Genomic DNA, 14,569 nt, shown 5'->3' on the forward strand with positions numbered 1-14,569 from the left:
TCGGGTAGTAGATCGCCGCGAGCGCATACAGCACCGACTGGCCGCCGACCACGAACATCCCGGCCGCGAACGCGGCGGCCGCGAGCGACGCGAAGCCGGGCGCGGCCGCCAGTGCGGCGAGCGACAGCACGATCCCGACGTACATGCCGCCGACCACGTGCGACGCGCGCATCCGGTCGAGCGCCGCGCCGATGCCGAGCGCACCGAGCCCCGCGCCGACGTTGAACGCAATCTGCACGAGGCCGACGTGCTCGCGATCGAGCCCGCGCGCGGCCATCAGCGACGGCAGCCAGTTCAGCAGGAAGTACAGGACGATCAGCGTGCAGAAGTAGCTGACCCAAAGCGCGACCGTCGACGTCGTGCGGCCGTCGCCGAACAGCGTGCGCGCGACGCTGGTGCGCGCGGCCGGCGTGCCGGCGACGTCGAGATACGCGCGCGACTCCGGCAGGAACCACGCCAGCAGCGGCACGAGCAGCAGCGGCCCCACGCCGCCGACGTAGAAGATGTGCCGCCATTCGGTGTCGCCGGCAAGCAGCACGCCGATCAGCGACGCGATCACGCCGCCGAACGGGATGCCGCAGTACATCGTCGCCACCGCGCTGCTGCGCGAGCGCGGCTCGACCGCTTCGGACGACAGCGCGATCAGGTTCGGCATCGCGCCGCCAAGACCGATACCGGTCAGCACGCGCACGACGACGAGCATCGCGAAGGTCGATACCTGCGCGGTGGCGATCGACAGCAGCCCGAACAGCGCGGCCGACACGATCAGCACGCGCTTGCGTCCGATCCGGTCGGCGAGCCGCCCGCCCAGCATCGCGCCCGGCAGCAGCCCGAAGGTGCCCGCGCTGAACGCGATACCCATCTGCGACACGCTCAGCCCGAATTCGCGCGCCATGCGCGGCGCGGCGACGCCGACCGACTGCAGATCGAGCCCCTCGAGGAGGGCGATCGCGAAACACAGCGCGAGCGTGGTCGCGACCGTGGGTTTTTCGGCAACGTAAGTGTTCATCCTGTCTCCAGTCCCATGTCTTGTAGTCGGTCGGCCCGGTAACGGCCGCCGCGCGCCGTCGCCGGCCAGTGGCGAAGCGGCGCGCAACGTGTCGTCTGAACGGCCGCGTTTATCAGGCAGCCTGATTCACTGGCCGCAAGAATGCCTGCCGGTATCGTGGCCGGCCGGTCGTTGTGCCTGCTTGCTTCGGGGTGCTTCCGGTTACGCGTAGATCACGTCGGGATCACGCCGCGCCGGGTCGTACAGCGCGTCGATCGTCGCCGCGCGATGCTGCTGCACGGCCGCCTGGTTCAGCGAACCCTTGTCGGTCACTTCGCCGAGATCGAGCGACGGCGGCGTGTCGATCAACCGGATGCGCGCGACGAACGTCGAACCGCCGCTCGCATGCCGGTTCAGCGCGATGAGCCATTGCTCGAACACCGCGCGCACGGCAGGCGCGCGCAGCACGTCGATCACGGCGGCATCGGCGGCGAGTCCCGCCAGCGCACGGCACGCGTCGACGCGCGGAAACACCAGCAGCCCGATGTCGTCGCGATTGATCCCGGTGACGACCACGTCCTGAACGTACGGCGCACCGCTCGACACCGCGTTCGCGCGCAGCGGCCCGACGCTGACGAAGGTGCCGCTGCTCAGCTTGAAATCCTCGGTCAGCCGCCCGTCGAACAACAGCCCGAGCTCCGGCCGCTCCGGATCGACAAAGACTCCCGCGTCGCCGCTGCGGTAATACCCTTCGTCGTCGAACACGTCGCGCGGATCGACGTCCGCGTGCCAGTAGCCGCGCATCACGTTCGGCCCCTTGAAACGCAGTTCGAGCTTGCCGCCGCACGGCACGAGCTTCGCGTCGCAGCCGGGCGCCGGCAGCCCGATATAGCCGGCCCGCATCAGCGGCCCCGTCGTGAACAGGCACGACGGCGACGCCTCCGTCATCCCGAGCCCGGCCATGATCCGGATCCGCTCGCCGCAATGCGCATGGGTCACGCGGTCGAGGCGGTCCCACGCGGCCTGCGACAGGCCCGCGCCGCCGAAGAAATACAGCTTCACGCGCGAGAGGAACGTGTCGCGCAGCGCGGCATCGCGTTCGAGCGCGGCCGTCAGTTCTTCCCAGCCTTTCGGCACGTTGAAGTAGATCGTCGGCGCGATCTCGCGCAGGTTGCGCACGGTTTCGTCGAAGCGCCCCGGCACCGGACGGCCGTCGTCGATATAAAGCGTGCCGCCGTTGTACAGCGCGATGCCGAGGTTGTGACTGCCGCCGAACGTGTGATTCCACGGCAACCAGTCAACCAGCACCGGCGGTTCGCACGTCAGTTCGGGCATCGTCTGGCGCAGCATCTGCTGGTTGCTGCACATCATCCGGTGCGTGGTCGGCACGGCCTTCGGCTGCTTCGTCGAGCCGGACGTGAACAGGATCTTCGCGAGATGATCGGGGCCGACCGCCGCGTGGATCGCGTCGATCGTGCGCGGGACGGTGGCGAGCAGGCGCGAGAGCGGCACCGCGCGGCCCTGCGCATCGGCATCGTGCGCGACGATCAACGCCGCATCGGCCGGCAATACGGCGTCGAGCGCACGCGCAAACGGCGCGCGCTCGGCGACGAATACGGCGCCCGGCCGCAGCACGCCGAGCGTGTGACGCAGCTTGCCGTAGTCGGTCGACACCAGCGAATACGCGGGCGAGATCGGCGAGTAAGGCACGCCGGCCAGCATCGCGGCGAACATCAACTGCAGATGCTCGAGATCGTTGCCGGACAGCACCGCGAGAGGACGCTCGACCGACAGCCCGAGATCGACGAGGCCCTGGCCGAGCGCGCGGGCGCGTTCGAGCATCTGCGCGTAGGTGATCTCGATCCAGCGGCCATCTTCGCCGCGCTTCGCGGCCAGCACGCGATCGGGATGCGCTTGCGCGCCGCGCACGAGGCAGTCGGTCAGGCGCGTCGGGTAGTCGCCGAGCGGTTCGCGCGAGCGCAGGTACCACGCGCCGTTTTCCGCGCGGCGAATCTCGGCCGCGCCTATTGCGACGGCCGCCGCGCGATAGCGCACGCCGCACGTGTCGTTCACCGGCCCGCTGGCGAGCGTCGCATCATTCATCGTCGGTTCGCTCATATCGGGTAGTGACGCGGCGTGGTCTGCACCGTGATCCAGCGCAGCTCGGTGAATTCGGCGATCGACGCGCGGCTGCCGAAGCGGCCATAGCCGCTCGCCTTCGTGCCGCCGAACGGCATCTGCGCCTCGTCGTGCACGGTCGGCCCGTTGATGTGGCAGATCCCCGATTCGATCCGTCGCGCAACCGCCATCGCACGTGCGACATCGCGGCTGAACACGCTCGACGACAGCCCGAACTCGCTGTCGTTCGCGAGCGCGACTGCTTCGTCGTCGCTGTCCGCGCGCAGGATCGCCACGACCGGCGCGAACGATTCCTCGCGATACAGGCGCATGTCGCGCGTCACGCCATCGACGATCACCGGCTGCATCGTCGCGCCTTCAACACGGCAACCGAGCGGCAGCCGCGCACCGTGCTCACGCGCATCCTCGACGAGCGACGCCGCACGCGCGGCGGCACCCGCGTCGACCATCGTGCCGAGCGGATGGCCGGCCAGCGGATCGCCCGCGACCAGCGTGCGCGCCTTCGCGGCGAGGCGCTCGACGAGCGCATCGGCAATCGGCCGCGCGACGATCACGCGCTCGGTCGACATGCAGATCTGCCCCTGGTTGAAGAACGCACCGAACGCGATCGCGTCGACGGCCGCGTCGAGATCGGCATCGTCCAGCACGAGCACGGGCGCCTTGCCGCCGAGTTCGAGGAGCACCGGTTTCAGGTGAGCCGCTGCGTGGCGCGCGATGATGCGCCCGACATGCGTCGACCCGGTGAAGTTGATCCGCTTCACATGCGGATGCGCGATCAGCCGCTCGACGAGTTCAGGTGCGTCGGCCGCCGCATGCGTAATCACGTTGACGACACCCGCACCGAGCCCCGCTTCGTCCAGCACCGCGCCGATCAGCGCGTGCACGCCGGGACACGCCTCGGACGCCTTCAGCACGACCGTGTTGCCGCATGCGAGCGGCATCGCCAGCGCCCGCGTGCCGAGGATCACCGGCGCGTTCCACGGCGCGATGCCGAGCACGACGCCGCATGGCACGCGCATCGCGAGTGCCAGATTGCCGGGCACGTCGGACGGGATCACGTCGCCGGCGATCTGCGTCGTCATCGACGCGGCCTCGCGCAGCATGTTCGCCGCAAGCGTCACGTTGAAGCCGATCCAGCCCGGCGTCGCGCCGGTTTCGGCCACGCCGGTCGCGATGAACGCGTCGATGCGTGCGTCCATCAGGTCGGCCGCCTTCAGCAGCAGCCGGCGGCGCTCGGTGGGCGCCAGTGCCGACCAGGCGGGAAACGCGCGGTGCGCGGCGTCGATCGCCGCGTCGGCGTCGGCGAGGCCGGCCGCCGGCGCGCGTGACGCCAGCGCGCCTGTCGCGGGATTGAATCGGTCGAAGGTGCGCCCGTCGCGGGCGACGCACCGCTCGCCCGCGATCAGCATCCGTCTGTCGGTCATGTTGTCTCCTGCCATGCGTGTCTCTCGTCGGGTTGCGTCAGCGCTTGTAGGCCTGCAGGCCCGGCTTGATCGTCTTGTCGTCGAGGAACTGCTTCAACCCCTGTTCGCGGCCGTGTTCCGGATCGCGCAGCTGCGCCTGGTCGAGCTTCGCGTACAGGTAATCCTCGCACTGCTCCCACGTGAGTTCGCGCGAGCGCTTGAAGCCGTGCTTCGCCGCGCGCAGCACGACCGGGTTCTTGTCCATCAGCCGCGCGGCGAGCGCGATCGTTGCGTCGCGCAGCCCGGCGAGCGGCACGCTGCTGTTCACGAGGCCCATCTCGGCAGCTTCCACGCCGGTGAACGTGTCGCCGGTCATGATGTAGTGCAGCGCGCGGCGGTGCCCGACCGTATCGGCCATCGCCTTGCTGACAAGGTTGCCGGGCGGGATGCCCCAGTTGATCTCCGACAGCCCGAACACGGCTTCTTCAGCCGCGATCGCAAGGTCGCATGCGACGAGCGGCGAGAAACCGCCGCCGAAGCACCAGCCATTCACCATCGCGATGGTCGGCTTGTTGTACATCCGCAGCCGGCGCCACTGCCATTCCGATGCGTCGCGGCGCACTTTTTCCTGCATCGCGTCGGAGCCGCCGTCGATCTCGCGGAAGTATTCCTTCAAGTCCATGCCGGCCGTCCACGCGGCGCCCGCGCCGGTGAGGACGAGCACCTTCGCTTCGTCGTCGAATTCGACTGCGTCGAGTACCTGCAGCATCTCCTGGTTGAGCGTCGGGCTCATCGCATTGCGCTTGTCCGGACGGTTCAGCGTAACCCACGCGATGCCGGCCTCCACCTTCACTTCAACGGTCTGCCAGCGGTTGTCGTACTTGCTCATATCGTTTCCTGTCGTTCGTTCCTGTGCGATTCGGTGCGCAGCATTCCTGCTGCGGACGGCTTCATTTAATATCAGGCTACCTGATATTGCAAGCGACACGAGCGCCGGTGTAAACCCGGATCGGAAAGCGGCGGAAACGGTGGAATCGGGGAACGGTCAGGCGACCGGCAAAGCGAATGCGGGCCGCACGGGCCCGCGCGATGAAGGTTCGTTCCGGAAGGCGGTCAGCCGCGCAGGTTGCGCGAGAACAGTTCGAGCGCGCGCTGCACGTCCGAGGCGGTGTCGGCGGAGACGTCGCCAAGCATGCGCGTCTCGAGCGGGCGCAGCACGGCTTCACATTCACGCAGCATCGCCGCGCCTTCGTCGGTCAGCGTCAGCAGGATGATGCGGCCGTGCGACGGGTCGGCTTCACGCGTGACGAAACCGCGCGCGGCCATCACGCTCATCACCTCGTTCGCCGATTGCGGCGTGATCCACGAGCGCTCGGCCAGTTGCGCGTTCGACGACGCGCCGCGCGCCTCGAGCACCGACAGCGCCGTGTATTGCGCGAGCGTGATGCCGAGCGGTGCGAGCGCGTCGGTCATGTGGCGTCGCAGCAGCCGGTCGAGACCGCCGATCACGTAGGTCAGGCGCTGCTGCACGCGCGCCTTCGGCTTGTCGCCCGTCGCGCGGGTGACGTTCTTCGTGGCGTTTTTCGGGTTCGCGGGTTTGGTCGGTGCGGAACTCATGGTGCGGGCAGGATGGAATTGCGGGCCATCTTACCAGCACGTCAGCAGGCGAACGGGGCGTTCCAGTCATGCCGGACAGCCGCTGCGCGCTCACGTGCGCGTGGCGGACTGCTGGCCTCGCCGCGAAACCCGCTGCGTCAGCGGCATCCCATGAACGGCATCCCGTACGCAATCAGCTACGCGACGTACCCGCAAACCGCGCCGTCGCCATCCCCGCATACCGCGTCTGCGCGACGAACACGCCGCCCGCATGCGGGTCGCCGGCCAGCGCATCGTCGCTCAACCCGATGCGGGCACTCGTCACATACAGGCGGCCTTCGCCGTCGAGCGTCACGCAGCTCGGCTGTGCGGTCGGTACGGCCACGCGATCCGTCTCGACACCGTCGGGCCCGTAGCGCACGACACGCCGGCCACCCCACTGCGCGTTCCACAGGCCGCCATCGCGATCGATCGTCGAGCCGTCCGGGTCGCCGTCGGGATCGGTCAGGCGCGCGAACGGCCGCACGTTTGCGACGTCGCCGCCCGCGCGGTAATCGCAGACGAAGATCTCATGCACGAGCGAATCGCAGAAAACCATCTTCGACCCGTCCGGCGAAAACGCGATGCTGTTCGCGATCGCGGCCGGCGGCAACGCGAGCCGCTCCAGCGTGAGGTCGGCATTGAGCCGGTAGAACCCGCCGACGGCTTGCGGCGGCTCGCTGCCTTCGTCCTTCATCCCGAACACGAGCGCGCCGAACGGATCGCAGCGCCCGTCGTTCAGCCGCGTCGGCAGGTCGGGCTCGACGTCGACGATCCGCGTGAACGCGCCGCTGCGCAGGTCGAAGAACGCGAGATGTGTTGCGAGCCCGACGAGCAGCACATCCGGATCGTGCGTGAGCGCGAAGCATGCGAGCCGTTCGGGCATCGCCCATGGCGTGAGGTCCGAGCCGTCCGCGCGGCAGCGCCACAGTTGCGCGCCTTCGATGTCCACCCAATACAGCGCGTGCGTCTTGTCGCACCACGTCGCGCCTTCGCCGAGCGTGTTGCGGCTGTCGGCCAGCAGCGTCGCCTGCACGGCCGGATGGTTCTGTGGCATGCCGTCTCCCGATATCTGTCGCGTTCGCGGGCAGCCGCGCTTTCGTCAGATCTTCATCGCGCGGCGCTGGTTGCGACGATACTGGTCGAACAGCACCGCGAGCAACAGAATTCCGCCGCGTATCAGATATTGGTAAAACGTCGGCACGTTCAGCAGGCTCATCGCGTCCTGGACGGAGCCCATGATCAGCACGCCGACCAGCACGCCGGAGATCGTCGCGACGCCGCCCGTCAGCGACACGCCGCCCAGCACGCACGCCGAGCTCGAGCCCGACCGACGTCTTCGGATCGCCGAGGCTCATCCGCGACGCGAGCATCACGCCGGCGAAACCGGTCACCAGCCCCTGCAGCACGAACACGGTGATCTTGATGCGTATCACCGGCAGCCCCGCGAGCAGCGCGGCCTCGCCGTTGCCGCCGACGGCCAGCACGTTCTTGCCGAACACCGTCTTGCGCAGCAGGAAGCCGAACACGACGAAGCCGACGATGTTGCGCCAGATCGGATACGAGATACCGAGGAACGACCCGCCGCCGAGATCGAAGAAGCCGACGATCTCGCCACGCCGCGCGGTGAACGACACAGGCTCGGATAACCCGGGCCCCACGAGCCCCTTCGCCTCGATCAGCACGTCGCCGGCTACGCGCGGCCGGTAGCCGTACACGTCCTCGATCGAACGGCCGACCATGCAGCCGATCAACCGGTCGCGGTCGAGATCGGTCACGGAATCGAACGTGTCGATGCGGCGGCCGTCGCGGAACACCGTCACGCGGTCGCACAGTTCGTACACCTCTTCCATCCGGTGCGTGACGTAGATGATCGCGGTGCTGGCCGAGGACGTCGCGCACTATTACGCGCGACACGGGATCGTCACGGTACTGCCGCTGGAGATGGATTGCCGGATGGACGATTTCGGGATCATCACGCGCACTGACCGGCTGCATTCGCCGGCCGTCGCGGCGATGGCCGACGCGATCCGCGCGGCGGCGCGGGAGGTGTATGGCGTCGAGCTGTGACGCTCGCGCGGGCGACGCGGCGTCGTAGCCGTCTCCGGATTGCCCGGAACCGATGCGCGCCGGCTGACGCGCACGCGTCCCCGGTCACGCGTTACACCCAGGGCTGCGCGAGCCCTTCGGTCTGCAGCGCCCGCTGGATCGCCGGGCGCGCGAACGTCACGCGGCGGCGAACACGACGACCGGCTCGCAGCGGATCGGAAAATTGACCGAGTTCGCGATATAGCACTGCGCGTGCGCATCGTGGTGCAGATGTTCCGCCCGCTCGCGATCGTCGCCGGCCTGGATCGTCACGTGCGGGCGCAGCACGATTTCCGTGAAGCGGCCCGCATCGGGGCTGTCGATCATCGTGCCTTCCGCGTTGTCGACATAGGCGAGCACGCGGATGCCCGCGTCGGAACACAGGTGCAGGTACCAGAGCTTGTGGCACGCCGATGCCGACGCCAGCAGCAGGTCTTCCGGATTCCAGCGCGACGCGTCGCCGCGAAACGCCGCGTCCGACGAACCGGGAATATCCGGCTTGGAACCGGCCCGGATCACGTGATCCCGCCCGTATTCGCGATACCCCGACGTGCCGGTGCCGCGATTGCCCGTCCACTCGACTGCGACGCGATACTTGTGTTCGCCAGATGCCATTGCGCTCTCCATTGATGTGGGTTGCTTCGACCGGGCCGGATGTCGTTGTACGAGCCCGCCTGCGCTCGCCATTTTGGCACCGGATTCCCGTTTGGTATACCATTATTCCAAATTGACGGAACATGCAGGCATGGAAGCCAAACTCGATTCCACCGCGGACGCGGTTGCCGCCTCGTTGCGGGACATGATCATCAACGGCGAGCTGGAAGCCGGCGAGCGGCTCGTCGAGCGCGACCTGGCCGACCGGTTCGGCATCAGCCGGATTCCGATGCGCGAGGCGATCCAGCGCCTGGAACGCGAAGGATTGCTGGACATCTTCAGGAATCGCGGCGCTGTCGTGCGCATGCTGACCGCGTCCGACGTACAGGAGATCTACGACCTGCGCGCGCTGCTCGAAGGTGATGCGATCTACCGGAGCGTGAAGCGGCTCGACGACGAGACGCTCGCGCGCGCCGAACTCGTCCATCGCCTGCTCGGCGATGCGGCCGTGGCGCGCCGGCAGGGCGAACTGAACCGCGAATTCCACGTACTGCTGTATTCGTGCTGCGGCAACGCGCGGCAGTTGAAGACGATCGCGGAGCTGCGCAGTCAGGTCGAACGGTATGAGCGCCTGCAGGCCACGCTGCTCGCGGATACGCCTTCGTTCCAGGTCGAGCACGAGGGGATCCTGCAGGCGTGCCGCGAACGCAATGCGCGTGCGGCTCGTGCGATGACGGTCGCGCATCTCGAATCGGCCAGAAGCATCGTGATGCGGCTCGTCGAAGGCGGTTGAAGCCGGCGGGCACGCCGCTCGTTATGCCGGGCGCGGCAAGAATCCGGCCGGGATCGCCGGGCGGCGCGACCGAAGAACGGGGAATCACACTCGCACGGGCGTCGCTCGCGCTGCGAATCGCGAGGTCATCCGTTTCGACGGGCGCTCTCTTTCAGGTTGTCGCTCGTGGATTGAGAGGGCGAGATGTACCGCGAAACCCCGGAACCTGCAATCTATAGCAGTTGACAGACTTGCTTCCGGAATCAATATTCGACACATTCGAAGCGAGAATGTCGCCAAGGTCGCCGGCGACAAACAAGACAATCGTCGAAATCAGTAACAGCGACTCGACAACAACAACGACGAAACGATATGAACATGCATTCCGGGAATCCCAGGTCCAAGTATTCGAAAGCGGCAATGTGGCTCGCATTGGCGCCGATATGTGCGTTGCTGGCGGGCTGCCCGCCCTTGATCATGCCGAATGTCGAGACGCACAAATACAATGCGACATATCGCTTTCCTGCCGATCCGCAACCCTGGCTGACACTGGAACGCGACGGAATCAGTTTTTACATCTATCAGGATTGCAGTGCAGCATCGGACGTGTGCCCCTGGCAAAATCTGGTGGCGTTGAAGACAGGCACACCGCCTGACTGGAAAAACCTGATCGACGCTCGTGCGATCAACTGGAATGTCAAGGATGTGGATATCCCCATCCGTCGCCCGCTCTCTGCGTATGTACCGGGTACGCGCTATCGCCTGGTGGGTTCGTTCGGCCATCATCCCAAAATCGTGCTCGCAGATCCGGAAGAACTGCTCAGCAAAAATAGCGCCTATCGTTACGTGCAGGGAAGCCGTGACATGCACATCGAGAGCTTCAACGATCTCGTTTACCCCGCAGATATCGACGTGCAACTGGTGATCTACGACGACGATCATCAATGGGTTTTCGTCAACCCGCCCAAGTTCAAACCGAATACCGGCGAGCACCCCACCGATCTATACGTTCCCAGCAAGCTGTTTCACTTCGAAGCCGGCAACGATGCACGGTTGAACCAGCCAATGGCACTCTATTACACGCAGACAAGGATGTCCTTTACCGGCTATCGCGTCGTTTCCGGCAAGGCAGAGGAATGGTGGCTCGACAAGTATCAGGTCAAACACCCCGCGAATCAGATCACGTTGGCGGAGGTCGTGTTTCCGTCAGTGCCGCTCAAACTGGACACCCTGACCCTGGATGACAAGACGGTGTCCGGCGCGCCAACGCTGCGGTGCCGCTACAGCCATACCCAGTTCAACCTGGGCTGGCTGGATTCAGGCCCGCGCGGCGGGCCTTCAGAGGCCTATCGGAAGGGTTGCGATCCGTATCCCGCGCCGGCACAGGCCGAGTGATCGTCGAGCCGGGCTCATCGAAGCGTTGCGTTGCCGAGCGGCGCTTGCAGGCCTGGAGGCCGCAGCCGCGGCAATCCGCGATGAACGTTTCCCCGCCTGCTGCCGCTACACTGCGCCCGGTTCGCCGCCCTTGATCCGCAACTGCACATCGACCGACCCGATGTTCTTCTCATGCGACACGAGCATTTGCGTGAGCGCATGATGCATGTCGGGTTGCGCGAGCGTCGGCAGCAATGCCTGCAACTTCCGCACGACCCACCGCTGCCCGCGATTCAGGAACGCCAGCCGCTCCGGCAAATCCTCGATCGCCATCGCCTTCTCATAGAACGCACCTGTGGCATGCGTCGGCGTCGCATCGAGCGACCGGATCGCATCGACCAGCACCGCACACCAGTGCGCCTCATCCTGCCGAATACCGGCGACCAGCCGATGAAGTTCGGGATCGCCGATTTCCGCCGCCGTCTCCGACGCAACCCGCGCGCCGGCGCGCTCGGCTTCCAGCAGCTCATTCAGCAACGCAAGCAACGCGTCGCGCTGCGCATCGGCGGATTCGTCCGCCGCCTGGGTGGGACGGGCGTCGTGCCCGTCGTCGTGGGTCCGGTTCGACATGCGATGTCCTCCGTTTCGGGAAGGGTGGCGCACCGGTTCGTCCTGCGTGATGCCGTCAGGCACTGCTCACGCGACTGCGCCGCGCATCATGGCGGACGACAGCGGGCCACACGAAGAATGGCTCACAGTCTGACATAGCCATGTGACACGCGTCGCCAGACGGCCCGCTGTGCGTGATGCGCATCAAGACACAGCGCAACGCGCCGCCGACATCACGTCCAGCCTTCAAGCCTCAACGTCGACCGCACGAGCCGCTGCTCTTCCTGCTCGATCTCCCGCAGATACTCGACGCACTGACGAATATGTTCGCTCGCCGCCTTGCGCGCCTGGTCAGGCAGCCGCCCGGTCACCGCGTTATAGAGCCGCGCATGCTGGCGGTCGATCTGCTTCTTCAACGGCTCGCGGTGATAGAGATTGTTCACCGACGCAAACACCGAACTGAGCAGCAGATCCGTCAACGACTGCAGCGTATTCACGAGCACCGGGTTATGCGACGCCTCGCAAATCGCGAGATGAAACGCATGATCGAGCTTCGCGCGCGCGGCCGGATCGAGATCCTGCGCATCGGCCGCGGTCATCTCCTCGTAGCGACGCTTGATCAGGATGAAATCGGCGGGCGTGCCGCGCAGCGCCGCAAGCCGCGCAGCCTCCGTCTCGAGCATCCCGCGCACTTCGAACAGGTCGTACAGCGTGCGCGGCTGCGAGCCGAGCAGATGCATCATCGGCGTGATCTCGCGTTGCGGGGTCAGGCTCGCCACGAACGAGCCCTTGCCGTGCGTGGTGTCGATGATGCCGCGCGCACGCAGCAGCTTCATTCCTTCGCGCACGGCCGTGCGCGATACGCCGAGCTTCTCGGTCAGCCGCCGTTCGGACGGTAGCGCCTGCCCGGCCTTCAGCACGCCGTCGACGATCAGCTTCTCGATGCGCTCGGCAACGACGTCGGCCACGTTCCGCGCCGGGCCCGCTCGATCCTGCATTTCCATACTGGTATGACCACTTCGGAAGGATATCGGCGATTTTCTCACAAACCCTTTCAACTATTGAGCTCAAAGGCAGAGATCGCAGCGGCTTTCGAGTCGCCTTTCAAAAACTGGTATGACCACGCCAAGCACATCTGGACACGCACACGCTGCCCGCCAAGAATCCCGTCCATCCGGCGCACCGCCCATCGCGTGGCCGCCGCATGAAGGAGACGGAGACACCCCGATGAGTTTCACCTACGACGAACGAATCGACGGCCCGCTGGCGACCGTCGGCCGCGACACGCTCGTCGCCGCGCTGCACGCGGCGGCGCCCGGCCTCGACGTGCTGCATGAACGCGAGGCGCTCAAGCCGTTCGAATGCGACGGCCTCGCCGCGTACCGCACGGTGCCGCTCGCGGTCGTGCTGCCCGACACGGTCGAGCAGGTGCGCGCGGTGCTGCGCGTCGCGGCCGCGCTCGGCGTGCCGGTGGTCGCGCGCGGCGCGGGCACCGGACTGTCGGGGGGCGCCATGCCGCTCGAGAAGGGCCTCCTGCTCGTGATGGCGAAGTTCAACAAGATTCTCGACATCGACCCCGATGCCGGCATCGCGCGCGTGCAGCCCGGCGTGCGCAACCTCGCGATCTCGCAGGCAGCCGCACCGCACGGCCTCTACTACGCACCCGATCCGTCGTCGCAGATCGCGTGCTCGATCGGCGGCAACGTCGCCGAGAACGCGGGCGGCGTGCACTGCCTCAAATACGGGCTCACGGTGCATAACATCCTGAAGGTCGAGATCCTGACGATCGACGGCGATACGCTCACGCTCGGCGCCGACGCGCTCGACGCACCCGGCTTCGACCTGCTCGCGTTGTTCACCGGCTCGGAGGGGATGCTCGGCATCGTCACGGAAGTCACCGTGAAGCTGCTGCCGAAGCCGCCGAGCGTGAAGGTGCTGATGGCGAGCTTCGACGACGTCGCGGAAGCGGGCGCCGCGGTCGCGCGAATCATCGGCGCGGGCGTGATTCCCGGCGGCCTCGAGATGATGGACAACCTCGCGATCCGCGCGGCCGAGGATTTCATCCACGCGGGCTACCCGGTCGACGCGCAGGCGATCCTGCTGTGCGAGCTCGACGGCTCGCCGACCGACGTCGAAGAAGACGCCGAACGCGTCGCCGCGCTGCTGCGCGACGCGGGCGCAACCGAGATCCGCGTCGCACGCGACGAAGCCGAGCGCCAGCGCTTCTGGGCCGGCCGCAAGAACGCGTTCCCGGCGGTCGGCCGCATGTCGCCCGACTACTACTGCATGGACGGCACGATCCCGCGCCGCGAGTTGCCGCGCGTGCTCGAAGGCATCGCCGCGCTGTCCGCCGAATTCGGGCTGCCGGTCGCGAACGTATTCCACGCGGGCGACGGCAACATGCATCCGCTGATCCTGTTCGATGCGAACCGGCCCGGCGAGCTCGACCGCGCGGAAGCGCTCGGCGGCAGGATCCTCGAGCTGTGCGTCGCGGCGGGCGGCAGCATCACCGGCGAGCACGGCGTCGGGCGCGAGAAGATCAACCAGATGTGCGTGCAGTTCAACGCCGACGAAATCACGTTCTTCCACGCGGTGAAGGCCGCGTTCGATCCGCAGGGTCTGCTCAATCCCGGCAAGAACATCCCGACGCTGCACCGCTGCGCCGAATTCGGCGCGATGCACGTTCATCACGGCAAGCTGCCGTTTCCCGAACTGGAGCGCTTCTGATGCGACGCGAAATCGAATCGATCGACGACAGCGCGGCGCTCGTCGCGCAGGTCGACGCGGCGATCCACGACTGCCAGCCACTGCACATCCGCGGCGCCGGCACGAAGGCGTTCCTCGGCCGCCCCGTCGAAGGCCGCACGCTCGACGTGCGCACGCATCGCGGCGTCGTGTCGTACGACCCTACCGAACTCGTCGTCACCGCGCGCGCGGGCACGCCGCTCGCCGAACTCGAAGCGATGC

Annotated in this window: 12 protein-coding genes and 3 pseudogenes; 5 read left to right on the plus strand and 10 right to left on the minus strand. The window is 66.9% G+C overall.

Annotated features, from left to right (window positions below; genetic code table 11):
• From mhpT to araH, 7 genes and pseudogenes are all read right to left on the minus strand, one after another.
• Window positions 1-1,009 (minus strand): 3-(3-hydroxy-phenyl)propionate transporter MhpT (mhpT, locus tag JYJ84_RS14150; protein ID WP_205189233.1); only part of this gene is annotated, 1,009 nt, incomplete at its 3' end.
• 201 nt (window positions 1,010-1,210) lie between these two features.
• Complete coding sequence (locus JYJ84_RS14155; protein ID WP_175222712.1) at window positions 1,211-3,106, minus strand: feruloyl-CoA synthase; 1,896 nt, start codon at window positions 3,104-3,106, stop codon at window positions 1,211-1,213.
• On the minus strand, window positions 3,103-4,551 hold the full coding sequence (locus JYJ84_RS14160; protein WP_122948331.1) for an aldehyde dehydrogenase: 1,449 nt from the start codon (window positions 4,549-4,551) through the stop codon (window positions 3,103-3,105). Before JYJ84_RS14160 ends, JYJ84_RS14155 begins: the two co-directional genes overlap by 4 nt.
• A 37-nt stretch (window positions 4,552-4,588) precedes the next feature.
• Entirely contained in the window at window positions 4,589-5,419 is an 831-nt protein-coding gene (locus JYJ84_RS14165; protein WP_122948332.1) for a p-hydroxycinnamoyl CoA hydratase/lyase, read from the minus strand.
• Between the two features lie 224 nt (window positions 5,420-5,643).
• Window positions 5,644-6,147 (minus strand): MarR family winged helix-turn-helix transcriptional regulator, encoded by a 504-nt coding sequence (locus JYJ84_RS14170; RefSeq protein WP_175222711.1) that lies wholly within the window; start codon window positions 6,145-6,147, stop codon window positions 5,644-5,646.
• A 172-nt stretch (window positions 6,148-6,319) separates the two neighbouring features.
• Complete coding sequence (locus JYJ84_RS14175) at window positions 6,320-7,222, minus strand: SMP-30/gluconolactonase/LRE family protein (protein WP_175222710.1); 903 nt, start codon at window positions 7,220-7,222, stop codon at window positions 6,320-6,322.
• A gap of 45 nt (window positions 7,223-7,267) precedes the next feature.
• Window positions 7,268-7,766, minus strand: a pseudogene (araH, locus tag JYJ84_RS14180) (L-arabinose ABC transporter permease AraH); the annotation flags it as partial.
• Between the two features lie 268 nt (window positions 7,767-8,034).
• On the opposite strand from araH, the pseudogene JYJ84_RS14190 reads away from it, so the two are divergent.
• Window positions 8,035-8,235 (plus strand): annotated as a pseudogene (locus JYJ84_RS14190) (LysR family transcriptional regulator); the annotation flags it as partial.
• 156 nt (window positions 8,236-8,391) lie between these two features.
• Here JYJ84_RS14190 and JYJ84_RS14195 read toward each other — a convergent pair.
• Window positions 8,392-8,868 (minus strand): OsmC family protein, encoded by a 477-nt coding sequence (locus JYJ84_RS14195; protein WP_122948335.1) that lies wholly within the window; start codon window positions 8,866-8,868, stop codon window positions 8,392-8,394.
• A 130-nt stretch (window positions 8,869-8,998) separates the two neighbouring features.
• On the opposite strand from JYJ84_RS14195, the gene JYJ84_RS14200 reads away from it, so the two are divergent.
• Window positions 8,999-9,640 carry a GntR family transcriptional regulator gene (locus JYJ84_RS14200; protein WP_175222709.1) on the plus strand — a complete coding sequence of 214 codons (642 nt, stop codon included), beginning with the start codon at window positions 8,999-9,001 and terminating at the stop codon, window positions 9,638-9,640.
• A 351-nt stretch (window positions 9,641-9,991) separates the two neighbouring features.
• On the plus strand, window positions 9,992-11,014 hold the full coding sequence (locus JYJ84_RS14205; RefSeq protein WP_164462758.1) for a hypothetical protein: 1,023 nt from the start codon (window positions 9,992-9,994) through the stop codon (window positions 11,012-11,014).
• Window positions 11,015-11,119: 105 nt separating this feature from the next.
• Here JYJ84_RS14205 and JYJ84_RS14210 read toward each other — a convergent pair.
• Both JYJ84_RS14210 and glcC read right to left on the minus strand, forming a co-directional pair.
• Window positions 11,120-11,563, minus strand: a pseudogene (locus JYJ84_RS14210) (DUF6306 domain-containing protein); the annotation flags it as partial.
• 272 nt (window positions 11,564-11,835) lie between these two features.
• Window positions 11,836-12,606, minus strand: a complete 771-nt coding sequence (glcC, locus tag JYJ84_RS14215; protein WP_043186328.1) for a transcriptional regulator GlcC — start codon at window positions 12,604-12,606, stop codon at window positions 11,836-11,838.
• A 223-nt stretch (window positions 12,607-12,829) separates the two neighbouring features.
• On the opposite strand from glcC, the gene glcD reads away from it, so the two are divergent.
• Window positions 12,830-14,329, plus strand: coding sequence for a glycolate oxidase subunit GlcD (gene glcD / locus JYJ84_RS14220; protein ID WP_175222708.1), 1,500 nt, complete (start codon window positions 12,830-12,832; stop codon window positions 14,327-14,329).
• The coding region (locus JYJ84_RS14225; protein ID WP_205189234.1) for an FAD-binding protein at window positions 14,329-14,569 on the plus strand (241 nt) is incomplete at its 3' end. The genes glcD and JYJ84_RS14225, both read left to right, overlap by 1 nt.

It is taken from the genome of Burkholderia sp. LMG 13014 (assembly GCF_905232215.1).
Classification (GTDB): Bacteria; Pseudomonadota; Gammaproteobacteria; order Burkholderiales; family Burkholderiaceae; genus Burkholderia.